The following is a 25,137-nucleotide window of genomic DNA, read 5'->3' as shown; positions in this document are numbered from 1 at the left end:
CCGCCATGACACTTCCCGACTACTGGTTCCTCGCCATCGGCTTCCTGTTCACCGGCTACTTCGTGCTGGAAGGCTTCGACTTCGGCGTCGGCATGCTCATGCCGATCCTGGGGCGCAAGCGCTCCCATCCCGACGCCGAGAAGCGGCGGCGCGTGCTGCTCAACACGATCGGCCCCGTGTGGGACGGCAACGAGGTGTGGCTGATCACCGCCGGCGCGGCGATGTTCGCCGCCTTCCCCGTCTGGTACGCCGAGGTCTTCTCCGGCTTCTACCTCGTGCTGCTGGCCATCCTGGTGGGCCTCATCACCCGGGTCTGCGCGATCGAGTGGCGCGGCAAGATCGACGAGCCGCGGTGGCGCGGCTGGGCGGACGTGGGGATCGGGCTCGGTTCGTGGATCCCCGCGTTCGCGTGGGGCCTGATCTTCGCGAACATCGTGCGCGGCGTCGACCTCGACGAGCGCGGTGGCATGACGAGCGAGGTCTGGGACCTGCTCAACCCCTACGGGCTGCTCGGCGGGATCGCCACCCTCGTCCTGTTCCTTCTGCACGGCGCGATCTTCATCGCGCTCAAGTCCGACGGTGACGTGCGGGTGGACGCCCGGCGGCTCGCGGTGCGGATGTGGCTGCCCGTCACCGCGATCGGCGCCGCATTCGCCGTGTGGACCCAGCTCGAGCACGGCAAGCCCTGGACGTGGGCGATGGTGGCGCTGGCCGCCGCCGGGCTGCTCGCCGCCGGCCCGTTGATCCGCCTCGGGCGGGAGCTGGCGGCGTTCTTCGCGACCTCGCTGACCGTGTTGTCCGTGAGCGTGCTGCTCTTCGGTGCGCTGTTCCCCAACGTGCTCAACGCGACCGACCCCGCCCGCTCGATCACCATCGAGGCCGCCGCCTCCTCGCACTACACGCTGGTCGTGTTGTCCTGGTGCACCATCGTGCTCCTGCCGATGGTGATGATCTACCAGGCGTGGACCTACTGGGTGTTCCGCAAGCGCATCTCCGCCGCCCAGATCCCGCCGTCCATCGGGCTCAGCCCCCGTGCCTGACACCCGGGCGCCCGTCGACCCACGGTTGCTGCGCTACGCGCGCAGCTCGCGCGGGTTGATGGCCACCGTGATCGCCTGCGGCGTGGCGGAGACCGTCGCGGTGATCGTGCTGGCCGTCGCCCTCGCGACGGCGCTCGCCCGCCTCGTGACCGGGAACGCGGACGTGACGGGGCCGCTGGCGCTGACCGTCGGAGCGGTGGCGGTGCGCGTCGCCGTGAGTCACCTGCGATCGCGCATCGAACGGCGGGCCGCGGACCGCGTGGTCTCCGAATTGCGTTCCGCCGCACTGGCGGCGGTCGGTCCGGGCCGTACCCCTGGGGATCGCGAGGAACTGCGCACTGCGCTCACCCGGGGTCTCGACGACCTCCCGCCGTACCTCACGGGGTACGTCCCCGCCCTCGCGCTGAGCGTCATCGCCACCCCCACGCTGATTCTCGCGATGTTCGTCGCGGACTGGGTCTCCGGCACGATCGCGCTGGGCACCCTGCCCTTGCTGCCGATCTTCATGGTGCTCATCGGCCTGCTCACCCGAGACCGGACGCGGCGGCGCCTGCGGGCCATGTCGCGGCTCTCGGCCCGGCTGCTGGACCTGGTCGCGGGCCTGCCCACGCTGCGGGCCCTCGGCCGCGAGCGCGGACCCGAGCGGACGGTGCGCGAGCTCGGCGCGCGCAACGAGACCGAGACGATGGGCGCGCTGCGGATCGCCTTCCTCTCCTCCTTCGCCCTCGAGCTGCTCGCCACGCTGTGCGTCGCGCTCGTCGCGGTGAGCATCGGCCTGCGCCTGGTCTACGGCGAGATGACGCTGTTCGCGGGCGTCGTCGCGTTGATCCTCGCCCCCGAGGTGTACCGGCCGCTGCGCGCGGTCGGTGCCGGATTCCACGCCGCCGAGCAGGGGATCGAGGCGACCCGGCGGGTCTTCGCCGTGCTCGACGCGCCCGCGCCGGCGCCGGTCCGCGGCACGGCGCACCCCGGTGTGCTCGTGGCGCGAGGAGTCACCGTCGACGGACGGGACGGCGCCGCACCGTCGGGCTTCGACGGTGCCTTCGTCCCCGGCCGGGTCACGGTGCTCACCGGGCCCAACGGCTCGGGGAAGTCCACGCTGCTCACCGTCCTGGCCGGCCTCGCCGCGCCGGACGCGGGCTCCGTGACCGTCGACGGCGAGCCGCTGGCCGGCGGCCCGGAGTGGTGGGCGCACGTGGCCTGGTGCCCGCAGCATCCCTATCTCGAGCCGGGCACGCTGGAGCACAACTTCACGCTGCTGGGCGCCCCCGCACCGGATTCCGTGCCCGCGGTACTGGCCGCGACGGGCCTCGACGAGGTGGTCGCCGAAGGCGGCTGGGACCGGCCCGTGGGCACCGGCGGGGCCGGGCTCTCCGCCGGGCAGCGGCAGCGGCTCGCCCTCGCTCGCACGCTCGCGCTCGGGCGCCCGGTGCTGCTGTTCGACGAGCCCACCGCGCACCTCGACGACGAGCTGGCCCCGCGCGTGCTCGCGGCGCTGCGCGCCCGCGCCGACGCCGGCGCGACCGTGGTCATCGCCTCGCACGATCCGCAGGTGCTCGCCGCCGCCGACGCAGTGCTGGAGGTGGCCCGTGCGTGACCTGCTGAGCTGCCTGCGCGCCATGCGGACCCGACCCCTCGCCGCACTCGGCGCCGTGGGCGCCGGCGTCCTCACCGCGGGCAGCGCGCTCGCGCTGGCGGGGCTCTCCGCGTGGCTCATCACCAAGGCGTGGACGATGCCGCCCGTGCTGGCGCTGACGCTGGCCGTCACCTCGGTGCGCGGGCTCGGCATCACCCGCGGGCTGATGCGCTACGTCGAGCGGCTCGCGAGCCACCGGCTCGCGCTGCGGGGGCTCACCGAACTGCGCGCGGCGCTGTACGCGCGCCTGGCCGGCGCCGCGCCCGCGGAGTCCGTCCGGCTCTCCGACGGCGAGCTCCTCGCCCGCACCGGCGCCGACGTCGACGCCGTCGGCGATGCGCTGGTGCGCACCGTCATCCCCGCCGCGGCCGCGGCGACCGTGTCGGTGGCGGCGACGGGGTGGATGTGGTTCCTGGACCCGCGCGCGGGGCTCGCACTCGGAGTGTGCTTGCTGCTCGCCGGGGTCGCCACGCCCTGGCTGACCGCCCGCGCCACCCGCGATCGCGCGGCCGCGGAGGCGGCGGGCAGCGAGGCCTTCGGCGCGGCGGCCTCCGCGGTCCTCGACCACGGCGGCGAACTCGCGGTCGCGGGCCGGCTCGACGAGGTGCGAGCCCGCGCCACCCGCGCCGAGGACGCCCGGCGGTCCGCCGTCGACCGCGCGGCCCGCACGGGCGCACTGGCGGACGCGGCGATCCCGCTCGCCGTCGGCGTCGCCGTCGTGGCCGCGCTGCTCGTCGCCGTCGCCCGGGTCGACTCGGCGTCCGCCACCACGCTGGGCATCCTGATCCTGCTGCCGCTGAGCGCCTTCGAGGCCGTCTCCGTGCTTCCCGACGCGGCGCGGCAGTACGTGCGCTCCGCCGACGCCGCGGGCCGCCTCGCGCCACTGCTCACCCTGCCCGCGGTGCCCGCCGGCACTGAGCCGGTCCCGCCGCGGCCGACCCTGCAACTGGGCGCGCTGGTGCTCGAGCCCGGCGATCGGCTCGCGGTGCGCGGCGCCTCCGGGGCGGGCAAGACCACACTGCTGCTCGCGCTCGCCGGGCTCGACGACCGCGGCGGCGAGGTCCTCGTCGACGGGACACCCGCGCGCGACTGCGCGGACCTGCCCGCCGCGGTGGCCTTCTTCGGCGAGGCCGCGCACGTCTTCGCGACGACGGTGGCCGAGAACTGCCGCGTGGCGCGCGGCGACGCGACCGACGCCGAGATCGACGCGGCGCTGCGCCGGGTCGGGCTGGGGGAGTGGCTCGACGGGCTCCCCGACGGCGTGCGTACCCCGCTCGAGGACGGCGCCGCGTCGCTGTCGGGGGGCCAGCGGCGCCGGCTGCTGCTGGCGCGGGCGCTGCTGAGCCCCGCCGCCGTCGTCCTCCTGGACGAGCCGACGGAACACCTCGACGAGGCCGACGCGCGACGGCTGCTCGCCGAGATCCTCGACCCCGCCGGGCTGTTCCCCGGGCGCACCGTCGTCGTCGCGGGACGCGCGGAGCCGCCCGCGGACGTGCGGGGGTGGGAGATCGAGCGGCGCAGGTCGGCGTAGCGCTGCGCGGCGCCGTGCCGAGCGGCGCCGTGCTGCGCGGCGGTCAGTCGCGCAGGATGCCCGCGATCGCCGCGTCGACCGCGGCTTCCGCGAGCGGCCACTGCTGCTCGCCCGGCAGGTGGTGCAGCGGGCCGCGCAGCGCCATCTCGGCGAAGCCGTGGACCATCGACCAACAGGACCAGGTCGCGGACCGTCGGGCTTCGGGGCGCAGCAGGTTCGCGTGCACCAGGAGGTCGAGGGCCTCCGACAGCGCGACGTACGGCGGGATCCCGTGGAGCGACTCGGGATCCGGCACCTCGTCGCCGAAGAAGCACACCGAGAACCATCCCGGTTCGGCCAGGGCGAAGGCGATGTACCCGAGGCCGACGGCGCGCAGGCGCTCGACGGGGCCCTGCCCGGGGCGCACGGGCATGGCGTCGGCCATGCGCTGCTCGATGGCGGAGCTCACGGCCCGCAGCAGCGCCAGCCGGTCGGGGAAGTGGCGGTACGCGGCGTTGGGGCTCACGCCGACCCGGCGGGTGACCTCGCGGATCGTCAGGGCCGACGGTCCGCCCGCGCGGGTGACCTCGAGGCCCGCGTCGACCAGCGCCTGCGCCAGGTCCCCGTGGTGGTACGCCATTCCCTTGTGGCCCCCGTCCGTGAAGTGTACGGTGTGAACATAACAGATGTGGACGCCGTAAACATGCGAGGAGTCGTCATGACCGCCATTCCCACCGTCGTCGACCGCGAGACCTGGCAGAAGGAGCTCGACTCTCTGCGCATCCGCGAGAAGGCCGCGACCCGCGAGCTCGACGCCATCGCCGCCCAGCGGCGCGCCCTACCCGCCGTGGAGCTGCCGGAGTACCGGCTGACCGCCGAGGACGGCTCGTCGGTGACTCTCGCCGAGGTCTTCGACGGCCACTCCCAGCTGCTGACGTACCACCACATGTGGACCGACGGGAACGAGTGGCAGTGCCCGGGGTGCACGGGCTTCACCTCGCAGTTCACCCGGCTCGACGCGCTGGCGAACTGGGACGCGCGGTTCGTGATCGTCACCAACGGCCCGATCGACGAGGCGCTGGCGTACAAGCGGCGCGTCGGCAACACGATGACCTGGTTCTCGAGCGCCGGCAGCACCTTCGGGGCCGACGTGGGCGCGGGGCCCGGCGAGGGTTTCGCGCTGAAACCTTCGTCCGCGATGGTGAGACCGTCTACCGGGTGTGGAACACCACCGGTCGCGGTACGGAACAGCTGGGGTACCTGTTCGGCGTTCTCGATGCCCTGCCCTACGGGAGGCAGGAGCAGTGGCAGGACGTGCCCGACGGCTGGCCGCAGGCGCCCACGTATGCGAAGTGGGCTTCTTCGCAGCAGATCGCCGCACTGTATGGTGCCTGACCAGTGCGTTCGCCCTCCGGAAAATTCCGTTGCCGACGTCCCGGCGCGGGCGTAGCGTCGACGACGTCAACGAAAGGAGGTGGTCCGAGAAATGGTGAATTTCAGGACTGAGGAGGTGGCCGCCGCCTGACGGCGGTCGCCCACCTGGAATACGGCAGGCCCCGGGAGCGCGTGATGTTCACGCACCCGGGGCCTGTTGCGTGCGGCCGGCGTTCACCCCGCCGCCGGGTCGGGGCGCATCCCGCAACCGAGTCCTTCGCTCAGGCGGCGTGTTCCGGCGCGGTGGAACGGTGGAGATGGCCGGAGGGGGTGCGGGTCTCGACGGTGTGCCGTCCCGACGGATCCGCGACCTCCCGGGCTCTCCAGCCCAGCCCCTCCTTCGCGTAGTTGCATGCGGCGCATAGTCCTTCGCCGTTGTCGACGTCCGTGGGGCCGCCGGAGACGTGGCGTTCGACGTGATCGATGTGAGCGATCGGCGCGTCGCAGTACGGGGTCCGGCAGTACTGGTCGCGTGCGGCGATCAGGTCGGCGAGTCCCTGGGGGAATCGGCGGGCGTGGGAGTCCAGACCGACGACAGCGCCCGTCCCCGGGGCCACATAGAGCCGCCGGACCCAGGCGACACCGGCTGCGGTGGCCTTGCCGACGATTCGGCGCGCGATCTCGGCGGGGAGCTCCCCGCCGTCCCGCACGTGCGCCGTGCCGGGCTCACCTCCGAGTAGGACGGTGGCTAGATCGACCGACCGACAAGTTTTCGATTTGCTCCACCCACTCGAACGTTGAGGTTCGAGTGGGCGGTGCGGAGTCAGCCCGCGTAGCGGTTGAGCTTGGCGGACAGGCGCGGTATGAGCTCGCCGTCGGCGTCGATCCGCTCCTCGACGTACGCCAGGGCGCCGCCCTGCTCGACGAGGCCGTACAGCCGCTTCGACGCGCCGGCCAGCGGGGAGCTCTTGGAGCGGATCACCACGTCGGTCTCGAGCTCCCACGCGGTCTGGGAGACGGGCTTGCCGTAGTAGAGCTCGACGATGCCGCTGGCGTGGGTGACGAGGAACTCGATCTCGTCATCCTCGCCGATGCGCCAGAAACCGGCCTCGCGGAGGTCGGGCTCGGAGAACTCGCCCTGATCGTCCAGCTTCCAGGACCGCGCTTCCCAGGAGAGGAAGTTCTGCCCGTCGTGGCTGACCACGATCTGCTGGCCGAAGTGGTAGTCGCCGGACTCGTCGTGGCCCTCGCCCTCGCCGCGCCAGACGCCGACGAGGGGGAGCAGCCCGAGCAGGCCGGAGTGCAGGTCCGGGCCCTGCCGCAGATTCGCCGTGTCGTCGGCGAGGGGAAGCCCGGGGAGGTTCGAGATGTTGCGCGACGATGTGGTCTCCGCGCGCTGGATCGCCGCGTCCAGGGCCTCCTGGCCGGTGCCGGCGGAGGCGTCGGGGGTGGCCTCGTCGCTCACGGTGGACCTACTGGCCGTCGGTGAGGACGCGGTACATCACGAAGATCGCGAAGACGAAGATCGCGACCGACGCCACCGCCATGAGGATCTCGAAGAAGATGACCATGGCCCCGATTCTAGCCCCCGTCGCGCACGGGCTCGCAACCGACCGAGTCCTCCGGTTCCCGCTCCACCGGCGCGGAGGTGGCCGGGGCGTCGACCGGCGCGCCCGCCCGCCGCGGTGCGAACAGGAAGGACGTGACCGCGGTCACGGCGACGATGACGGCGACGATGGTCATCGAGCTCGACAGGCCGTCCATGAATGCGCTGCGCACGGTGTCCGCCAGGGCCGCACCGGCGCTGCCGAGCTGTTCGGCCACGGCGAGGCCGCCCGCGGCGGACTCGCGTGCGGCCTCCGCCGCCTCGGGCGGAAGCCCGCCGAGGTCGGGCAGATTCGCGGTGTACGTCGAGCTGTACACGGCGCCCATGAGAGCGATGCCGATGGCCGATCCGACCTCACGGGTGGTGTCGTTCATGGCGGAGGCCACGCCCTGCTTGGAGAGCGGCAGGGAGCTGACGATCGCGGTGGTCCCCGTCGAACTCGCCAGTCCGATGCCCACGCCCGCGATCATCAGACCGCAGAGGAACGGGAGATAACCGGAGCCGGCGTCCATCCGGGAGACGGTGACGAATCCGGCGGCGAGGAGGGTCAGCGCGAGCCCCATCGTCACGTTCATGCCGATGCGGCTGACGATCGCCGGGGTGGCGAGGGAGACGGGAACGACCACCGCGGCGACGGGGATCAGCGCCACCGCGCTGATGAACGGGCTGTATCCGAGGATGAGCTGGAGGTACTGGAGGCCGACGAAGAGGAAGCCGAACAGCGCCATGAACTGCACCACGACGACCACGCCGCCCGCCCGGAAACCGGAGATGCGGAACAGGCGCGGATCGAGGAGGGGGTGCTCGGTGCGCAGCCCCGCGATCGTGTAACCCGCGAACGACAGCACGCAGACGATGAGCGACGCGACGACGATCGGTTCGGTCCAGCTCGTCTCATTACCCTCGATGATCGCGAAGACGAGCGATCCGATGCCCACCGTGGTGAACAGGGCGCCCAGCAGGTCGGGGCGGTGCGACTCCTCCTCCCAGGTGTTCCGGGCGAGCAGAAGTGCGGCGACGCCCGCGGCGACGGCCATCGCCGCACTGACGTAGAAGATCGAGCGCCACGACCACACCTCGAGCATCGCTCCGGCGCCGACCAGTCCGAGGATGGCCCCGGCGGACGCGAAGCCCGACCAGACGGCGACACCGCGGGCCCGCTGATCTTCGGGGAACGTCGCGGTGATGGTCGACAGGGTGCCGGGCATGATCATCGCCGCCCCCAGGCCCATCACGATCCGCCATGCGATCAACTGATCGGCGGAGTCCGAGAGGCCCGCGAACAGGGCGCCCACAGCGAAGACGACCGTGCCCACGACGAGGACGTTGCGCCGGCCGAGCCGATCCCCGAGGGCTCCGAGCGGGAGCACGAGCGCGGCCAGGGTCACGGTGTAGGCGTCGGCGATCCAGGTCAGCTGCGCGTTGCTCGCGCCCAGCGTGACGGCGAGTTCGGGCATGGCCAGGTTGATCGCGGACACCGACGCGACGACGAGTACCAGTGCGAGGCACATCGAGAACAGGACGCCGGTGGTCCCGGCGCGATCGCCGGTCTGTGCGCCGACGGCGGGTGGATGGGTGGTCACGGGGCTACCTCCGGGTGCTGAGATGAAGATCAGATCAGAACTGAAGAAATCATCACATACAATCCCGGGGGTGTGCAACACTTGTGGCGGCGGATTGTCAGAAGTGATGGATTCATCACTGAATGAAGGAGGGCCGATGACCGGCACGGGTGCAGCGGAGCCGACCAGCCGCCTCGAACAGCGGAAGGTGCGGACGCGGGCGGCGCTGATCGCGGCCGGGCAGCGCCTACTCGCGGAAGGGCGCACCGACGTCGCGGTGTCGGTCATCACCGACACTGCGGACGTGGGCCTGGGGTCGTTCTACAACCACTTCGCCACCAAGGAGGCTCTGTTCGCCGCGGCGAGCGAGGCGGCCGCGCAGGAGATCGTGGCGGGGCTCGACGACCTGACGGCCGAGATCGCCGATCCGGTCGAGCGGTTCACCGCGTGCCTACGCCTGGTCGGGCGGATGCACCGACGGCTGCCGCAGCTGAGCGGAATCCTGCTGCGGTCGGGTGCGCCGATGCTCAGCGTCCAGGGTGAGCTGATGCAGTTCCCGCGCCGCGACCTGCTTCAGGCCGTCGAGCGGGAGCGATTCGCGGTGGCCGACGCCGACCTGGCCCTCGCGATGACGGCGGGTGCGATGCTCATGCTCGGGCAGCTCCTCGTCGACGACCCGGAGCGCGACGACGCCGCGGCGGCCGATGCGATGGCGCGCACACTGTTGATCGGTTTCGGCGTGGACCCCGGCGAGGCCGAACGGATCTGCGCCCTGCCGTTGCCCGTGCTGCCCGGAAACGATTGAACGTCGTTATGGAGACTCCCACCTGGGGTTCGGTTCTCCATAACGACGTTCAATTGCGGGGCGAGGGCCTACTTGGCGACGGTGATGTCCTGGTTGTAGACGCCGTTCGACTCGGGCGAGACCTGGACGTCGCCGTTGCCCACCGAGGACAGCGCGCGCAGCGTCCAGGTGCCCGGCGCCGCGAAGAAGCGGTAGTCGCCGGTGCCCGAGGCCACGACCTCGGCGGTGAACTCGCCGGTGCCGTCGAGCAGGCGCACGAACGCTCCCGCGACGGGGTTACCGGCACCGTCGAGGACCTGACCGGTCAGGACGGTCTCCTTCTCGACGTCGACGCCGGCGGGCAGGACCTGGCCCTGCTTCGGTGCTCCACACATTCTGGTCTTCCTTACTTCTCGATCGGGGCGCCCACGAGGGAGCCGTACTCGACCCACGAGCCGTCGTAGTTCTTGACGTTCTTCTTGCCGAGGAGCTCCTGCAGCACGAACCAGGTGTGCGAGCTGCGCTCGCCGATACGGCAGTACGCGATGGTCTCCTTGGACTCGTCGAAGCCCTTCTCCGCGTACAGTGCCGCCAGCTCCTCGTCCGACTTGAAGGTGCCGTCCTCGTTCGCGGTGGTCGACCACGGGATGTTGATCGCGCCGGGGACGTGGCCGCGCTGCTGCGCCTGCTCCTGCGGGAGGTGGGCCGGCGCGGAGATCTTGCCGGCGAACTCGTCGGGCGAACGCACGTCGACGAGGTTCTTCTTGCCGATCGAGTCGATGACCTCGTCGCGGAACGCGCGCAGCGACAGGTCGACGGGCTTGGCCTGGTAGTTCGTCGCCGGGCGGGTCACCGCGTCGGTCGACAGCGGGCGGCCGTCGAGCTCCCACTTCTTGCGGCCACCGTCGAGCAGCTTGACGTCCTGGTGGCCGTACAGCTTGAAGTACCAGTACGCGTACGCGGCGAACCAGTTGTTGTTGCCGCCGTAGAGGACCACGGTGTCGTCGTTGCCGATGCCGCGCTCGGAGAGCAGCTTGGAGAAGCCCTCCTGGTCCAGGAAGTCCCGGCGGATCGGATCCTGGAGGTCCTTGCGCCAATCGAGGCGGACGGCGCCCTTGATGTGGTTGTCGTCGTAGATCGACGTGTCCTCGTCGACCTCGACGAAGACGACACCCGGGGTGTCGAGATTCTGCTCAGCCCAGTCTGCGGAGACCAGGACGTCGGAGCGAGCCATGAGGATCCCTTTCGTTGATTCCTATGGACGTGAAGTACGGCGAGATAGCTACTTCGAGGGTGCGCGGATGCGCTGGGAGGGCAGGGGGATGCGCCGAGAATCGGGCACCCGGCCCGGAGAGGGGTGGGACTAGCCCAGACAGCGACAACCGGCCATACGGCACAGATCGACCGCCAGACGACGGGTGAGCAGCAGCTCACAGCGGTTGCGCATGGGACCGAGAGTACCCAACCCTGGAGGTTCCGTCACGGCAGGGTCGCAGCACCCTCGGCGCGCGGCGCGTCAGGAGAGCGGGCGGTAGAAGGCTCCGGGGGTGACGGTGACCCCGTCGGCCTCGCCGAGCAGCACGACATCGGCGTTCTCCGCCCGCGCCCCGGTGGGCGCGATGCCGAAGGGCAGGGCCATCCGCGGCAGCACGCGGGTGAATGCCGCCAGGACCGTCCGATCCTCGCCCGGCAGCAGGTCCGCCGTGGCGTGATCCTCGGGGCCCGAGTAGATCCCGGTGGCGCGCACCGAGATCGCATCGCCCTCGTTCGCGAAGTCCGCCGCCACGGAGATCAGCACCTCGCGCGCCGGGTCGGCCGGGGTGGGCAGCGGGACGGTGCCGGTGAGGACGATGCCCTTCGAGGCCTTCACGTAGCCGTCGGCGGGACTGCCCGCGCCGGCCCGCCGGGGGGCGGGCGTGTGCACCTGCAGGTCGACGATGTCCATGAACCGGCCCATCGTCTTCTGGTCCAGCCGCACCCGCGCCTCCACGTGCCCGGCCGTGATCGGCGTGTCCGCCGCGAAGGTCGGGAGCAGGCCGCCGGGGATGCGGACGTCGGTCATCTCGGCCTCGATCCGGGCGCTGCGCTCCCGCACCTTCGCGGGCCCGGCGATCGTCAGCTTCGGGTGCTCCCCACCCGAGAGCAGATAAGGGAATCCGCCGATCGTCACCTCGGGGTCGTCCGCGAGGTTCGCGGCGGCCCGCAGGTCGCGCGAGAGCCGGTACTCGGCCGTCGCCGCAGAGCCCAATTCGGCGAACAGGGCGACTGTGAGCAGCGTCGCAACGGCGACCAGAACCCGCCTGATCCACGCCCGTCCCTGCCCTCGCGTCACCCGCACACCCTCTCGCCCACGGCGACGCCGTGCCGCACGGCGTCCTGGCCACCGCTATTCTGACATTCAACTTTTTCATCGAGACCGTCGCGCACCCGTGGGGAGGACCTGTGGATCTGATCCTGCTCACATCCGACCGGGAGCCGGATTCGGTGCTGCCGTCGTTGTCGCTGTTGCCGCACACGGTGCGGACGCTGCCCGCCGATGTCTCGTCGTTGTTGGAGGTCGGACCGGCCGAGGTCGCGCTCGTGGACGCCCGCACCGATCTGGTGACCGCCCGCGGCCTGTGCCGGCTGCTCGGCAGTACGGGCGCGGGACGGATCGCCGTGGTCGCGGTCCTCACCGAGGGCGGGCTCGTCGCGGCCAGTGCCGACTGGGGGCTCGACGACTTCCTCCTGCCGGCGATCGGGCCGGCCGAGATCGACGCCCGGCTGCGCCTCGTCGCCGCGCGCCGGGACGCAGGCGGCGAGGACGAGGTGGCCGACAAGGTCACCCTCGGAGAGCTCGTCATCGACGAGGGGACCTACACCGCCCGCCTGCGCGGCAAGCCGCTGGACCTCACCTACAAGGAGTTCGAGCTGCTGAAGTTCCTCGCGCAGAACGTGGGCCGCGTCTTCACCCGCGCCCAGCTGCTGCAGGAGGTGTGGGGCTACGACTTCTTCGGCGGCACCCGCACCGTCGACGTGCACGTGCGGCGCCTGCGCGCCAAGCTCGGCGCCGAGCACGAGGGCATGATCGGCACCGTCCGTAACGTGGGCTACAAGGCGGTGCGGCCCGTGCGAGGCAAGACGGAGCGCCCCGCCCTGGATGATCCCGAGGACACGGAACCGACGGACGAGGATCTCGAGGAGCGGTAGATGGTCGACGAGGTGCGCGGGCCGATCCCCGATCCGGGGGCGGTGCTGGCGATCGCCGCCGCCGCGGAGGCCGCCGACGGCATCGGCCCGCTCTCCGAGCAGTTCCGACTCGGCGTCGCTGGCGACGGCCCGCACCTGATCGCCCGGGGCGAGGACGGTGCACCGTCGGGTTACGCGGGGATCGTCGTCCCGCCCTCGGGTGGGGCCGGCGCGGCCGAGGTCGTCGTGGCCCCGTCGGAACGCCGACGGGGCCTGGGGCGATCGCTGGTGACCGGGGCGCTCGAACTCGTGGGCGACGGCGGCACCGTGTGGGCGCACGGGGACCTGCCCGCCGCGCGCGGCCTCGCCGCGGGGCTCGGCCTGAACCCGGTGCGCACCCTGCTGAACCTGCGGCGCCCGCTCGCCGGCCTGGCGCCGGTTCCGGCTCCGCCCGCGGACGTGCGCGTGCGCACCTACGCCGGGCCGTCCGACGACGCCGCGATCCTCGCCGTGAACAACGCCGCCTTCGCCTGGCACCCCGAGCAGGGTGGCTGGACCGGCGCGCAGATCGATGAGCGGACGGGCGCCGACTGGTTCGATCCGGCGGGGTTGTTCCTCGCCGTCGATGAGCAGGACCGGCTCCTGGGATTCCACTGGACCAAGGTCGCCGACCCGGCCGCGGGGCTCGGCGAGGTGTACGTCGTGGCGGTCGCACCCACGGGGCAGGGGCGTGGCCTGGGGCGGCTCCTGACCGCAGTCGGGCTGGAGTACCTCGCGGACCGGGGCCTCGCCGAGGTGGAGCTGTACGTGGAGGGCGACAACGAGGCTGCGCTGCGCACCTACGACCGTTTGGGTTTTGCGGAATGCGAAAGACACGTCGCGTACGCGCGACCGTAATGCGATCGACCGACCGAGTTTCCCTGTCATTCACCTAGGACACCCGATTCGGACACCCGGCCTCCCTATCGTTCCTCAACGATACCCGCCTGCTGGCGTGATCAGTCCTGACCCGACCCGGAGGAATCTCGGTGAACTTCAAGCGTGGATCCGTATCGGCCCTTGCCCTCGTGGCGGCCATGTCCCTGACCCTGTCCGCCTGTGGCGGCGAGGAGTCGAGCGAGGCCTCGGGCGCTTCGCCCGCCGGCGGCTCGGGCGTCCAGTGCGACGGCAAGCTGCAGCTCAAGGGCAGCGGCTCGACGGCGCAGGCGAACGCCATGACCGTCTTCAAGAACACCTTCGCCCAGGACTGCTCCGGCGCCAACGTCGACTACAGCGGCAACGGCTCGGGCCAGGGCATCACGGAGTTCACCTCCGGCCTGACCAACTTCGGCGGCACCGACTCGCCGCTGAACGCCGACCAGGCCAAGAAGGCCGAGGAGAAGTGCGGCGCTCCCGCGCTGAACCTTCCGCTCGTCTTCGGCCCGATCGCCGTCTCCTACAAGCTGCCCGGTGGCGTGGCCCTGAACCTCTCGGCGCCGACGCTGGCCAAGATCTTCAGCGGCGTGGTCACCAAGTGGAACGCTCCCGAGATCGCCGCTGAGAACAACGGCACCGCGCTGCCCGACCTGCCGATCACCGTGGTCTTCCGCTCCGATGAGTCGGGCACCACCGAGAACTTCCAGAAGTACCTCCGTTCGGCCGCTCCGGCTGAGTGGTCCGCCGACAAGAGCGGTAAGGCCTTCAAGGGCGGCACCGGCCAGGGCGCGAGCGGCAACGCCGCCGTCGCCGCGACCGTGAACAAGGCCGAGGGCACCATCACCTACGCCGAGTGGAGCTTCGCCAAGGCGCAGAAGCTGCAGATCGCGAACATCATCACCTCCGCCGGTCCCGCGCCCGTGCAGCTCTCGAACGAGTCGGTGGCCAAGACCATCGAGGCCGCCAAGTTCAAGACCCCGGGCAGCAAGGACCTGGTCATCGACACCGAGGGCTTCTACAAGCCGACGACGGCCGGTGCCTACCCGCTCGTGCTCGCGACCTACGAGGTCGTGTGCTCGAAGTACTCGGACGCCGAGGTCGGCAAGGGCGTGAAGACCTTCCTCAAGGTCGCGGCCAGCAAGCAGGCGCAGGACCAGCTCACGGACCAGGGCTACGCCCCGATCCCCGAGTCCTTCCGCACCACGCTCAACCAGTCGATCGACTCGATCCAGTAAGACACTGCTGAACCACCGAGCGTCGTGCGGGCGGCCGACAAGGCCGCCCGCACGACGCCCGGCTCAGCCGGAAGGACGACGCATCCGTGGCCGAACAACGGGGAAACATGGCGACTGAGGATTCGACGGACCGCGCCGCCGAGAGCGCCGAGGGCGCAGCGGGCTCCGTCACCGCAACCACCGGCGGTGCGACCCGCACCGCCTTCGCCGGGGGCGGTCCCGACCGCATGGAGAAGATCTTCAAGTGGGCGGCGTACGCCTCGGGCGCGCTGCTCGTGGCCGTCATCGCGCTGATCTTCCTGCAGCTCGTGGTGCAGGCGATCCCGGCCCTCACCAAGAACAATGTCAACTTCCTCACCAGCTCCGAGTGGCAGACGACGCCGTCCGACATGCGGTTCGGCATCCTCGAGATGCTCAAGATCACCGTTCTCTCCTCGGTGATGGCTCTGATCCTCGCCGTGCCGGTGGCCGTGGGCATTGCGACCTTCCTCGTGCAGTACGTGCCGGCGCGCCTGTCGCGGCCGCTCAGCGCGGTGATCGACCTGCTCGCCGCCGTGCCGTCGATCATCTACGGCCTGTGGGGCATCTTCGTGCTCGCGCCCTTCCTGGTGCCGCTGCAGCGCTGGCTCAACGAGAACCTCGGCTGGTTCTTCCTCTTCAAGACCGGCAACGTGGAGCTCTCCCTCGGCTCGACCGTGTTCACCGCCGGTATCGTGCTCGCGATCATGATCCTGCCGATCATCACCTCGATCACGCGCGAGGCCCTGCGGCAGACCCCCGTCGCGCACCAGGAGGCCGCGCTGGCCCTGGGCGCGACCAAGTGGGAGGTCATCCGCCTCACGGTCTTCCCGTACGGCCGGTCCGGCATCGTCGCCGGCTCCATGCTCGCTCTCGGGCGCGCGCTCGGCGAGACCATCGCGGTGCTCATCATTCTGTTCGCCGCCACCAAGACCTCCATCTGGTCGCTGTTCGACAGCGGCTACACCTTCGCTTCGAAGATCGCTTCCGCCGCCGCTGAGTTCGACAACGTCGACCAGCGCGGCGCCTACATCGCCGCCGGCCTCGTGCTGTTCGTGCTCACCTTCGTGGTGAACGCGGTCGCACGCTGGATCGGCGGAGGACGGGTGAACGGATGACCGCCACCGAGCTCGACGACGTCGCCAAGAGCGGCGCCGTCTTCCACCGCACGTCGGCCTCGCGACGGATCAGGAACAACGCCGCCGCGATCATCTTCGGCGCCTGCTTCCTGCTGGCCCTCGCGCCGCTGGTCTCCCTGCTGTACATGGTGATCGCCAACGGCCTGCCCGCGATCCTGGACCCCGACTGGTGGACCAAGTCGATGGTCCGCGTGGCCCCCGACTCCTACGCCGGCGGTATCCGGCACGCCCTCTACGGCACGCTCGTGCAGGCCGGCGTCGCGACGCTGTTCTCCGTGCCGATCGGCGTGATGGTGGGCATCTTCCTCGTCGAGTACGCCGAGGGCACCCGCCTGGGCAGGATCACGACCTTCATGGTCGACGTGCTCGCCGGCATCCCGTCGATCGTGGCCACGCTGTTCATCTTCGGCGTCTGGATCACCACCTTCGGAATGCCCCAGTCCGCGTTCGCCGTGAGCCTCGCGCTCATCCTGCTGATGGTGCCCGTCGTCGTGCGGTCCACCGAGGAGATGCTCAAGCTCGTCCCGGACGAGCTGCGCGAGGCGTCCTACGCACTGGGCGTCCCGAAGTGGAAGACCATCGTGCGGATCGTGCTTCCGACGGCCGCGTCCGGCATGGTCTCCGGTGTCTTCCTCGCCATCGCCCGCGTGGTCGGCGAGACCGCGCCCGTGCTGCTCCTCGTGGGCATCAGCGACCGGATGAACTACGACCTGTTCAACGGCAACATGTCCTCGCTGCCGCTGTTCATCTACGACCAGTACCGCAACAATCCCGGCGCCGTCGGCGAGTACCGGGCGTGGGGCGCCGCCCTCACCCTGGTGATCCTCGTGGGCATCGCGAGCGGCCTCGCCGCCCTCATGTCCCGGCTGCTCGCCCCCAAGACGAAGTAAGTAGAAGGAGATCCATCATGGCGAAGCGCCTGGACATCAAGGACCTGAACATCTACTACAGCGCGTTCCACGCGGTGCAGGACGTCTCGCTGACGGTGCCGCCGAACTCCGTCACGGCGTTCATCGGGCCGTCGGGCTGTGGCAAGTCGACGGTGCTCCGGTCGATCAACCGCATGCACGAGGTGACCCCGGGTGCCCGCGTCGAAGGACACGTCTCCCTCGACGGCGCCGACATCTACGGTCCGGGCGTCGACCCGGTGGGCGTGCGCAAGACCATCGGCATGGTCTTCCAGCGGCCCAACCCGTTCCCCACCATGTCGATCCGCGACAACGTCGTGGCCGGGCTCAAGCTGCAGGGCATCCGCAGCAAGGACAAGCTGGACGAGGTGGCGGAGCAGTCGCTGCGCGGCGCGAACCTGTGGGGCGAGGTCAAGGACCGGCTGAGCAAGCCGGGCGGCGGCCTCTCCGGTGGCCAGCAGCAGCGCCTGTGCATCGCCCGCGCGATCGCGGTCAGCCCGGACGTGCTGCTCATGGACGAGCCCTGCTCTGCGCTCGACCCGATCTCGACCCTCGCCATCGAGGACCTGATCGGCGAGCTCAAGCAGAAGTACACGATCGTCATCGTCACGCACAACATGCAGCAGGCGGCGCGTGTCTCCGACCAGACCGCCTTCTTCAACCTCGAGGCCACGGGCAAGCCCGGCAAGCTCGTCGAGATCAACCCGACGGAGAAGATGTTCTCCAACCCGGACGAGCAGGCCACCGAGGACTACATCTCGGGCCGCTTCGGCTGACGGGTCACGCGGGTCACATCACCATGGAGTCGTCGGATATCGGCCGTACTCTATGGGGATGACGACGCAGACCTCGACCGGTGGCCGGCACTGCACCGTCCTGCCCGGCGATCGCGTGGTCGCCCAGCGGCGCGGGCGAGTGCTGCTGGTGGACGCACCCGCGGTGGGCGGTCCCGCCGCGATCGCCGAGCTGCAGGCCGCCCTGGATGCCGAGGGTGATCTCGCCACCGTTCTCCGGGGCCGCACCGGCCCGGCGTTCGCGGCGGTCGAGATCGGCGACGGTACCGTGCGGGCCCTGCTCCGCGGCATCGCGGGCGCCGACGAGGACCGCTCGGTGACCGTCGCGATCTTCCACTCGGCGGCGGCCCCCGCGCCCGATCACGCGCTGCACGCCGGTGCGGAGTTCGTCGAGCGGGTCGCTCCGCTGACGCCGGGCTCGGTGGTCACGGTCACCGTCGGGCCCCCGCCTCCGCCGGCCCCCGTGTGCGGGCCAGCCGCCCTGCACCTCGACGGCGGCGCCGTCCCCGGCGCGGGCCTCGTGCTGTGGTCGGAGGAGGCCCTCGCGGCCCCGGCGGAGGGCGAGATCTCGACCGATGTCTTCCCCGCGGATGCGCCCACCAACGAGGAGCCGACCGGGGTGAGCCCGCTGTTCGCCGCCACCGAGTACGACGTCGAGGTGGGCGAGGTGAGCGCGGCCCTCGCCGCCGGTCCCGTGGTCGAGGGCAGGCCCTGCGTCTTCGGGCACCTCAATGCGCCCGTCGCCGCCTACTGCACGCGGTGCGGCGCCCTCGTCGATCGACGGCTGCCGCTGGAGAGCGGCCCGCGGCCGCCGCTGGGCCTGCTCGTCGCCGACGACGGCACCGCCTTCGTCGTGGAGAACGACATGATCATCGGCCGTGATCCGGCCGCGTTCGTCGCCCAGCGCGCGGGCCGCCCGCAGATCGGTGGTGCCGACCGGCTCCTGCCCGTCGTACTGCCGGACCGCACCGGAGCCCTCTCGCGCGCACATCTGGAGATCCGAATCGACGGCTGGCAGGTGCTCGCCGTCGACGTGGGCTCGGCGAACGGCACGTGGGTGCGGCCACCGGGCGCGGCGCAGCCGCTGCGCCTGCCGCCGGGACAGCCAGTGCCCCTCGGTGTCGGCTCCGACATCCACCTCGGCGGCCGGATCCTGCAGCTCCAGGACGGCGTGGCTTCCTGATTCCGGCTCGCGCCGGCGGCCCCCGGACAGCACGAACGGCCGCCCGGAGGACGGCCGTTCGGGTGGGGGTGGCTTACTTCGAGACGTCGTCGGTGGGCTCGGCGCTGCCGGTGGCCTGGAAGATCACGCGGCGGCCGATCTCGACGGCGTGGTCGGCGAAGCGCTCGTAGTAGCGGCCCAGCAGCGTCACGTCGACGGCCGTGGCCACGCCGTGCTTCCATTCGCGGTCCATGAGCACGGTGAACAGGTGGCGGTGCAGGTCGTCCATCGCGTCGTCCTGCTCCTCGATCTCCGCGGCCTGCTTCGGATCCTGGGTGATCAGGACCTCGCGGGCGGACTGCGCGAGCTCGACCGCGAGGCGGCCCATCTCGGCGAAGTAGCCGTTGACCTCCTCGGGGAGGGTCTTGTTCGGGAAGCGGCGGCGGGTCACCTTGGCGACGTGCAGTGCAAGCGCGCCCATCCGGTCGACGTCGGCCACGATCTGGAAGCCGGAGACCACGACGCGCAGGTCACTCGCGACGGGGGCCTGCAGAGCGAGGAGGGAGAACGCCTCCTCCTCGGCGCGGCGGCTCAGTCGGACGATCTCGTCGTGCTCGGTGATGACCTCCTCGGCGAGGGCGAGGTCGGCCTGGAGCAGCGAGTTGGTGGCCTTCTCCATGGCAATGCCCGACTTTTCGCAGATATCGCCGAGGATGTCGTTGAAAGTGGCCATTTGCTGGATGTACGCGGTACGCATGGCCGAAGTATATTCGGCCCGGTCATACGCAATCGCAGCGTTGCATGAACGAAGGGTGAACGACCGTCAACCTCCGCTGGTCTCCTCCTCCGCGCCCGGCATCGCCGCCGCGTCGGACTCCCACGGGTCGTCGAGCCAGCCCTCGGGGAGGACCACCTTGCCGGGCGTGCCCTGCCGGCCGCGCGGGCCCTCGGCGTCCTTGGGGCAGGGCACGTCCTGCGGCAGCGTGTCGAGGAGCGCGCGCAGGTCGGCGAGGGTCTTGACGGTCGCCAGGCGGGTGCGCAGCTCCCCGCCGGCGGGGAAGCCGCGCAGGTACCAGGCCACGTGTTTGCGGATCTCCCGCATGCCCTTGTCCTCGCCGTGGTGCGCTGCCAGCAGCTCGCCGTGGCGGTACATGATGGCGGTGACCTCGCCCAGGTGCGGCGGCGTCGGCATCGGCGTGCCGTTGATCGCGGCCGAGAGCTCGGAGAACAGCCACGGGCGGCCGAGGCAGCCGCGGCCCACGACGACGCCGTCGCAGCCGGTGCGCTCCATCATGGTGACCGCGTCCTCCGCTGCGAAGATGTCGCCGTTGCCCAGCACGGGCACGGCGTCGCCGAAGTGGTGATGCACGTGCTCCTTGAGGCGGGTGATCTCGTCCCAGTCGGCCCGGCCCGAGTAGCGCTGCGCGGCGGTGCGGGCGTGCAGCGCGACGGCGACCGCGCCCTGCTCGGCCGCGATGCGGCCGGCATCGAGGTGGGTGTGGTGCTCGGCGTCGATGCCCACCCGGAACTTCACGGTGACGGGGATCTCCGGGGCGCCGGCGGGGGAACCGTCGGCGATCCCGCGGACCGCGGCGTCGACGATGCTCGCGAAGAGGTTCCGCTTGTAGGGCAGCGCGGAGCCGCCACCGCGGCGCGTGACCTTGGGGACGGGGCAGCCGAAGTTCATGTCGAGGTGATCGGCGAGGCCCTCCTCGGCGATCATCCGCGCGGCCTCGTAGGTCCACTTCGCGTCGACGGTGTAGAGCTGCAGGCTGCGCGGGTCCTCGTCGGGGGCGAAGGTCGTCATGTGCATCGTGACGGGATGTCGCTCGACGAGGGCGCGCGCCGTCACCATCTCGCACACGTACAGCCCCGCGACGGTACCGGTGCGTGCGCGCTCGAGCTCGCGGCAGAGGCTGCGGAAGGCGACGTTGGTGACTCCGGCCATCGGTGCGAGCACGACGGGGGAGTCGAGCTCGAACCGTCCTATGCGCAGCGTGGGCCGCGTCGTGGTGGCTGTGGTCATCAGAGGTCTCCCGTGGTCGTTCATCCCATGATCGCTGGCGGCGGTCCGTCCGGGCAAACCGCGACGGCCCGGAACGACGGAACCCGCCGTGCCCGAGGGCGCAGCGGGTTCCGGGTGTGTCGGTACTAGACGGCCAGGCCGGCCTTCTCGCGCTTCGCGGCCTCGCGGGCCAGCGAGCGGTCGCGCATCTCCTCGAACTTCACGGCCGCGGCCTCGAGCTCGTCGAGGAAGGCCGCGAGCTCCTCGCGGGTGCGCTCGCCCTCGGCGGAGAAGTCCTCGCGCTCGAAGATCTTCCACTTGCGCAGGACGGGCATGACGACCTCGTCCTTGTGCTGGCGGAGGTCGTAGATGCCGTGCTTGGCCATGAGCACGCCGTTGCGACGGAAGTCGGGCATACCGGCGCCGGGCATCTCGAAGTGCTTGATGGTGTCGGTGATCGACCGGATCGCCTGGTCCGGGACCAGGTCGAGGCCGGCGGCCGAGATGTTGCGGTAGAAGATCATGTGCAGGTTCTCGTCGGCCGCGATGCGCTGGAGCATCTTGTCGGCGATCGGGTCCTGGCAGACCTTGCCCGTGTTGCGGTGGCTCACGCGGGTGGCGAGCTCCTGGAAGGTCACGTACGCCACCGAGTGGAGCATCGTCATCTTCTGCTCGGTGTGCTGCGCCACCTTGCCCTGCGGGTCCCAGCCGTTGGTCATGTGGATCATGCGGGCCTGCTCGAGCTTGACGGGGTCGACGCCGCGCGTCACCACGAGGTAGTCGCGCATCGCGATGCCGTGGCGGTTCTCCTCCGAGGTCCAGCGCCCGACCCAGTGGCCCCAGGCGTCGTCCATGGAGAAGTTCGCCGCGATCTCGCGGTGGTACGTCGGCAGGTTGTCCTCGGTGAGGAGGTTGGTGATCATGGCGGCCTTGGCCACCTCGTCGAGCTGGCTCTCCTCGGGGTCGTAATCCGTCCCGCCGAGGGCGGCGTAGTTCTTGCCGTCCGACCAGGGGATGTAGTCGTGAGGGTTCCAGTCCTTCGTCATCGAGAGATGGCGGTTGACGTTGTCCTCGGCGACACCGGAGAGCTCCTGTAGGAGCTCCAGCTGGGTCAGTTGGCGGGTCGACATCATTCCTCTTTCGACTTGTGGATCAGTTCCAGATTATCCCGGAAGCCTACGCACTTCGGTCCTCGTACTCAACGTCCCCAGCAGAAGGTGACCCTTTCGTGGAGGGGCGCACCCGGTGCATCGTCACGGGACAGGGGTACGTTACACCGAGACGAGGGTCACAGGATCCATCCGAGTTCCCGCGCGCGGACCGCTGCCTCGTAGCGATTGGCGGTTCCCAGCTTTGCCATCGCGGACGAGAGGTAGTTGCGGGTGGTGCCGGCGCTCAGGTGCGCCCGCTTGGCGATCTCCTCGACCGACGCGCCGTCGGCGGCGAACTCCAGCACGTCGGCCTCGCGGGCCGTCAGCGGCGAGTCCCCGGCGCTGATCGCCTCCGCCGCCAGCTCCGGGTCGACGTACCGCCCGCCGCCGTGGACGGTGCGGATGACCTGGGCCAGCGTCGCCGCGGGCACCGTCTTCGGCAGGAAGCCGCGGATCCCGGTCGCGAGCGCGCGTTTGAGGTAGCCGGGCCGACCGTGGCTGGTGACGATGAGGATCGCGGCGCCGGGCGTGTGACGCAGCAGCTCAGCGGCGGTCTCGATGCCGTCGGGCCCGGGCATCTGCAGGTCGATCACCGCGACCGCGGGTGCGTGGCCCGCGGCCGCGCGGCGTTCCCACAGCGCGATCAGCTCAGTGCCGGACGCCGCCTCGGCGGCCACCGTGATGTCGGCCTCGAGTTCCAGCAGAGCCGCGACGGCCGTGCGGATCAGGTGTTCGTCGTCCGCGATCATCACCTCGATCGCCGGTGCCTCGGTCATGCCGCCTCCCAGGTCGCGGTCAGGACGAACTCGTCGCCCTCGTGCGTGGCGTCCAGGCCGGCGCCCACCGCGCGGAGCCGGCCGCGCAGCCCGTCGATGCCCGACGGTGCGCCGTCGCCCCCGGTGGCGGGGCCGGCACCGTCGTTGCGCAGGACCAGGCCCGAGGGGCGCAGCGTGAGCACGGCCTGCGTGGCCGTGGAGTGTTTGACGATGTTGGTGGTGCCCTCGCGCACGACCCAGGCGGCGGCCTCGTGGAAGGCGGGTGGCACGGCGCCGGGCTCGCCGATGATGCGGAGGTGGCAGCCGGCGGCGGAGAGCAGCGAGCGGGCGCCGGCGACCTCGGTGTCGAGGTCGATCGCGCGGTAGCCGCGGACCAGGGTGCGGGCGTCCTCCATCGACGCGACCGCGAGGGCCTTGACCTCGTCCATCTCGGCAGCCGAGCGGTCGACGGCGCCCGCCCGGGCCAGCGTGGCGGCCAGCTCGCTCTTGACGGAGATGGCGGAGAACGCGCGGCCGACGACGTCGTGCAGATCGCGGGAGAAGCGCAGGCGCTCCTCGGCGACCTCGAGCTCGGCGGCGAGCCGCTTGCCGTTCTCCAGTTCGGTGAGGATCTGCAGGCCCCAGACGGTGCTCCGCGTGGTCCACATGAGGGCGGTGCCCACCAGCAGCAGGAGGAGTGTGATCTTCCAGCCTTCGGGTCCGCGGAGGAGGAGCGGCGTGAGGATCGCGCCCGCGATCAGGACGAACCAGCGGTGGCGGAGGAACGGAATGACGCCCGCCGAGGCCATGAGGAAGCTCATGGACGCGGTGACGGCGGCTTCACGCTCGTCCACGGCGCCGTTCAGCTGGGCGACGACGACGGCGACCAGCCAGACCCCCGCGACGCCGGCGACGGCGAACCGCCAGGCCAGCCGGCGCTGGCGGCCGGTCGCGCGGATCGCCAGGTCGGGCTGCGCCTCGATCCCCGCGACCGCGGCGAGGCCGGCGATCACGAGACTGATCGCCGGCCAGGTGCGGGTGCCGCTGATGAGCAGCATCGTGATGACGCCCACCATGACGCTCTGCAGTACGAGCCGGGTGTAGAGGCGGTACTTCTCGACCCCCGGCATGTCCCGCCACCACGCGATGGCACGCCGCACCGGAGGGGATGTCACCCCCGGTCGTCCCAGCGGAACCACTTCTTCGCGAGGAACAGAGCGATCAGTGTCCATACCGCCAGTGTCGCAAGCGGGCGGCCGGTCTCGCCGAAGGTGGCGGCGAAGCCGAGGGGCGCGGCGTCGTCGGGCGCGCCGGGGGCGAGGCCGGCCTGTCCCAGTCGGATGAGGTCGGAGATCGCGGCGAAGGGCGTCCAGTCGGCGATCAGGGCGAGCCGGTCGGGGAGGATCTGCCGGATGTTCGCCATGCCCACCATCGAGATCACCATGACGGGCATCGACGTGATCTGGGCCGCCTCGGCGTTCTTGGTCATCGCGCTGGTGGCGAGCGCCAGGAGGGTGAAGATCACCAGCCCTGCGGCGAGCGCGAACAGCATGAGCAGGGCGTTCACGGGCAGCGGGCCGCCCGTGCCGTACACCGCGCCGGCGACGATCGCCGCGCCGAGCAGGGTGAGGGCGATGCCCGGCACCGCGGGCGCCGCGAGGATCTGCAGGTCCGAGGATTCGCCGGTGCGCAGCCGCTTGAGCACGCCCTCGGATCGACGGGTCGTGACCATCGACAGCACCGAGTAGTACTGCACGAAGAGGAGCGCGAAGACCGCGAACATCTCCATCGTGATCGCCACGCCCAGCGGCTTGGGCGCCTGATCCCCTCGGGCGAGGAAGTACAGGAGCAGCGGCATACCGATGGGGAACACGGTGCCCATGAAGAGCAGCGTCTTGTTGCGCCGGAACTGCAGGAACTCGGCGTGCGCGAGCGCGCGCAGCGGGTGCCGGCCGTACCCGACGGCGGGCGTCGCCGCGGTGGCGGCGGAGGTGTCGGCGGTCATGCGGGGGCTCCGATCGGTGTGTCGGTGGCGGTCTCGTCCTCGCTCGCGATGGTGAGGAAGACCGATTCCAGGGAGGGGTGGCGGGCCTGCAGCCCGGACAGCGCGAGACTGCGGTCGGCGGCCCACCCGAGGAGGGCGTGCAGATCGTCCTGCAGCCGGTGCGTGCGCAGGGTGACGCGGCCGGCCCCGTCGGCCCCGGCGGACCAGCCGCCCGAGAGTGACGGCAGGGGCACGCCGGGGTCGTCGATATCTCTAGGAGCCTCCTGACTGTCCACGACGTGGCTGACGGGTCTCATCGTGGCTGTTGTGGCCCTGTGGCGGACGGATTATCTGCATGTTCTCCTCGACGGGCTTCTTGTTTGGCCGGCGG

At 71.0% G+C, this 25,137-nt stretch carries 25 protein-coding genes and 1 pseudogene; 12 read left to right on the top strand and 14 right to left on the bottom strand.

The genetic code is table 11. The features are described from left to right. Window positions 1-5 precede the first annotated feature (5 nt). Genes cydB through cydC form a run of 3 tightly spaced genes read left to right on the top strand, consistent with a single transcriptional unit; the run spans window position 6 to window position 4,207 of the window. Window positions 6-1,040, top strand: a complete 1,035-nt coding sequence (cydB, locus tag FK529_RS00130; RefSeq protein WP_146558405.1) for a cytochrome d ubiquinol oxidase subunit II — start codon at window positions 6-8, stop codon at window positions 1,038-1,040. Next, the gene (gene cydD, locus FK529_RS00125) at window positions 1,033-2,637 is read left to right on the top strand and encodes a thiol reductant ABC exporter subunit CydD (RefSeq protein WP_231702853.1); all 1,605 of its coding nucleotides are present in this window, start codon (window positions 1,033-1,035) and stop codon (window positions 2,635-2,637) included. Before cydB ends, cydD begins: the two co-directional genes overlap by 8 nt. Further along, entirely contained in the window at window positions 2,630-4,207 is a 1,578-nt protein-coding gene (cydC, locus tag FK529_RS00120; protein ID WP_231702852.1) for a thiol reductant ABC exporter subunit CydC, read from the top strand. Before cydD ends, cydC begins: the two co-directional genes overlap by 8 nt. A gap of 43 nt (window positions 4,208-4,250) precedes the next feature. Here the strand turns inward: cydC and FK529_RS00115 are convergent, their stop codons facing one another. Continuing rightward, window positions 4,251-4,826 (bottom strand): TetR/AcrR family transcriptional regulator, encoded by a 576-nt coding sequence (locus FK529_RS00115; RefSeq protein ID WP_146558403.1) that lies wholly within the window; start codon window positions 4,824-4,826, stop codon window positions 4,251-4,253. Between the two features lie 78 nt (window positions 4,827-4,904). On the opposite strand from FK529_RS00115, the pseudogene FK529_RS00110 reads away from it, so the two are divergent. Then, a pseudogene (locus FK529_RS00110) lies at window positions 4,905-5,581 on the top strand (DUF899 family protein). Window positions 5,582-5,841: 260 nt separating this feature from the next. On the opposite strand, the gene FK529_RS00105 reads toward FK529_RS00110, so the two are convergent. From FK529_RS00105 to FK529_RS00095, 3 genes are all read right to left on the bottom strand, one after another. Continuing rightward, entirely contained in the window at window positions 5,842-6,270 is a 429-nt protein-coding gene (locus FK529_RS00105) for an HNH endonuclease (RefSeq protein WP_231702851.1), read from the bottom strand. 113 nt (window positions 6,271-6,383) lie between these two features. Beyond that, a complete protein-coding gene (locus tag FK529_RS00100) occupies window positions 6,384-7,025 on the bottom strand; it encodes a heme-binding beta-barrel domain-containing protein (protein ID WP_146558402.1) in 642 nt (213 codons plus the stop codon). A gap of 116 nt (window positions 7,026-7,141) precedes the next feature. Then, complete coding sequence (locus FK529_RS00095; protein WP_231702850.1) at window positions 7,142-8,749, bottom strand: MFS transporter; 1,608 nt, start codon at window positions 8,747-8,749, stop codon at window positions 7,142-7,144. A gap of 136 nt (window positions 8,750-8,885) precedes the next feature. Here FK529_RS00095 and FK529_RS00090 point away from each other — a divergent pair, with 136 nt between their 5' ends. Next, window positions 8,886-9,533, top strand: coding sequence for a TetR/AcrR family transcriptional regulator (locus FK529_RS00090; RefSeq protein WP_146558400.1), 648 nt, complete (start codon window positions 8,886-8,888; stop codon window positions 9,531-9,533). Window positions 9,534-9,601: 68 nt separating this feature from the next. On the opposite strand, the gene FK529_RS00085 is transcribed toward FK529_RS00090, so the two are convergent. The 3 genes from FK529_RS00085 to FK529_RS00075 form a co-directional block, all read right to left on the bottom strand. Then, window positions 9,602-9,907 (bottom strand): DUF1416 domain-containing protein, encoded by a 306-nt coding sequence (locus FK529_RS00085; RefSeq protein ID WP_146558398.1) that lies wholly within the window; start codon window positions 9,905-9,907, stop codon window positions 9,602-9,604. An 11-nt stretch (window positions 9,908-9,918) separates the two neighbouring features. Then, window positions 9,919-10,746, bottom strand: a complete 828-nt coding sequence (locus FK529_RS00080; protein WP_146558396.1) for a sulfurtransferase — start codon at window positions 10,744-10,746, stop codon at window positions 9,919-9,921. Between the two features lie 282 nt (window positions 10,747-11,028). Then, window positions 11,029-11,844, bottom strand: a complete 816-nt coding sequence (locus FK529_RS00075; RefSeq protein WP_158635008.1) for an LmeA family phospholipid-binding protein — start codon at window positions 11,842-11,844, stop codon at window positions 11,029-11,031. Between the two features lie 110 nt (window positions 11,845-11,954). Here FK529_RS00075 and FK529_RS00070 point away from each other — a divergent pair, with 110 nt between their 5' ends. The 7 genes from FK529_RS00070 (at window position 11,955) to FK529_RS00040 (ending at window position 18,872) form a co-directional block, all read left to right on the top strand. After that, window positions 11,955-12,701 carry a winged helix-turn-helix domain-containing protein gene (locus FK529_RS00070; RefSeq protein WP_146558391.1) on the top strand — a complete coding sequence of 249 codons (747 nt, stop codon included), beginning with the start codon at window positions 11,955-11,957 and terminating at the stop codon, window positions 12,699-12,701. Next, entirely contained in the window at window positions 12,702-13,577 is an 876-nt protein-coding gene (mshD, locus tag FK529_RS00065; protein ID WP_146558389.1) for a mycothiol synthase, read from the top strand. 179 nt (window positions 13,578-13,756) lie between these two features. Further along, a complete protein-coding gene (gene pstS / locus FK529_RS00060) occupies window positions 13,757-14,830 on the top strand; it encodes a phosphate ABC transporter substrate-binding protein PstS (RefSeq protein WP_166436360.1) in 1,074 nt (357 codons plus the stop codon). A gap of 107 nt (window positions 14,831-14,937) precedes the next feature. Then, window positions 14,938-15,966 carry a phosphate ABC transporter permease subunit PstC gene (gene pstC, locus FK529_RS00055; protein ID WP_146558385.1) on the top strand — a complete coding sequence of 343 codons (1,029 nt, stop codon included), beginning with the start codon at window positions 14,938-14,940 and terminating at the stop codon, window positions 15,964-15,966. Next, window positions 15,963-16,877, top strand: a complete 915-nt coding sequence (pstA, locus tag FK529_RS00050) for a phosphate ABC transporter permease PstA (protein ID WP_146558383.1) — start codon at window positions 15,963-15,965, stop codon at window positions 16,875-16,877. Before pstC ends, pstA begins: the two co-directional genes overlap by 4 nt. Before the next feature lie 17 nt (window positions 16,878-16,894). Further along, window positions 16,895-17,671 carry a phosphate ABC transporter ATP-binding protein PstB gene (gene pstB / locus FK529_RS00045; RefSeq protein ID WP_146558381.1) on the top strand — a complete coding sequence of 259 codons (777 nt, stop codon included), beginning with the start codon at window positions 16,895-16,897 and terminating at the stop codon, window positions 17,669-17,671. A 58-nt stretch (window positions 17,672-17,729) separates the two neighbouring features. After that, a complete protein-coding gene (locus FK529_RS00040; RefSeq protein WP_158635007.1) occupies window positions 17,730-18,872 on the top strand; it encodes an FHA domain-containing protein in 1,143 nt (380 codons plus the stop codon). 73 nt (window positions 18,873-18,945) lie between these two features. Here FK529_RS00040 and phoU read toward each other — a convergent pair whose 3' ends face one another. The 7 genes from phoU to FK529_RS00005 form a co-directional block, all read right to left on the bottom strand. Further along, the gene (gene phoU, locus FK529_RS00035) at window positions 18,946-19,608 is read right to left on the bottom strand and encodes a phosphate signaling complex protein PhoU (protein WP_146558377.1); all 663 of its coding nucleotides are present in this window, start codon (window positions 19,606-19,608) and stop codon (window positions 18,946-18,948) included. A gap of 66 nt (window positions 19,609-19,674) precedes the next feature. Next, window positions 19,675-20,877, bottom strand: a complete 1,203-nt coding sequence (gene dusB / locus FK529_RS00030; RefSeq protein WP_146558375.1) for a tRNA dihydrouridine synthase DusB — start codon at window positions 20,875-20,877, stop codon at window positions 19,675-19,677. A 125-nt stretch (window positions 20,878-21,002) separates the two neighbouring features. Continuing rightward, a complete protein-coding gene (locus FK529_RS00025; RefSeq protein WP_146558373.1) occupies window positions 21,003-21,989 on the bottom strand; it encodes an acyl-ACP desaturase in 987 nt (328 codons plus the stop codon). Window positions 21,990-22,144: 155 nt separating this feature from the next. Next, the gene (locus tag FK529_RS00020) at window positions 22,145-22,783 is read right to left on the bottom strand and encodes a response regulator transcription factor (protein ID WP_146558371.1); all 639 of its coding nucleotides are present in this window, start codon (window positions 22,781-22,783) and stop codon (window positions 22,145-22,147) included. Beyond that, window positions 22,780-23,937 (bottom strand): sensor histidine kinase, encoded by a 1,158-nt coding sequence (locus tag FK529_RS00015; protein WP_231702849.1) that lies wholly within the window; start codon window positions 23,935-23,937, stop codon window positions 22,780-22,782. Before FK529_RS00015 ends, FK529_RS00020 begins: the two co-directional genes overlap by 4 nt. Further along, window positions 23,934-24,767: an ABC transporter permease gene (locus tag FK529_RS00010; RefSeq protein ID WP_146558369.1), complete on the bottom strand. Its 834-nt coding sequence runs from the start codon at window positions 24,765-24,767 to the stop codon at window positions 23,934-23,936. Before FK529_RS00010 ends, FK529_RS00015 begins: the two co-directional genes overlap by 4 nt. After that, window positions 24,764-25,063: a hypothetical protein gene (locus tag FK529_RS00005; RefSeq protein WP_146558367.1), complete on the bottom strand. Its 300-nt coding sequence runs from the start codon at window positions 25,061-25,063 to the stop codon at window positions 24,764-24,766. Before FK529_RS00005 ends, FK529_RS00010 begins: the two co-directional genes overlap by 4 nt. Between the last annotated feature and the right edge of the window lie 74 nt (window positions 25,064-25,137).

It is taken from the genome of Tsukamurella asaccharolytica (assembly GCF_007858435.1).
GTDB lineage: Bacteria > Actinomycetota > Actinomycetes > Mycobacteriales > Mycobacteriaceae > Tsukamurella > Tsukamurella asaccharolytica.
Note: the sequence above shows the minus strand (reverse complement) of the source record. Positions and strands in the feature narration are given on the sequence as shown.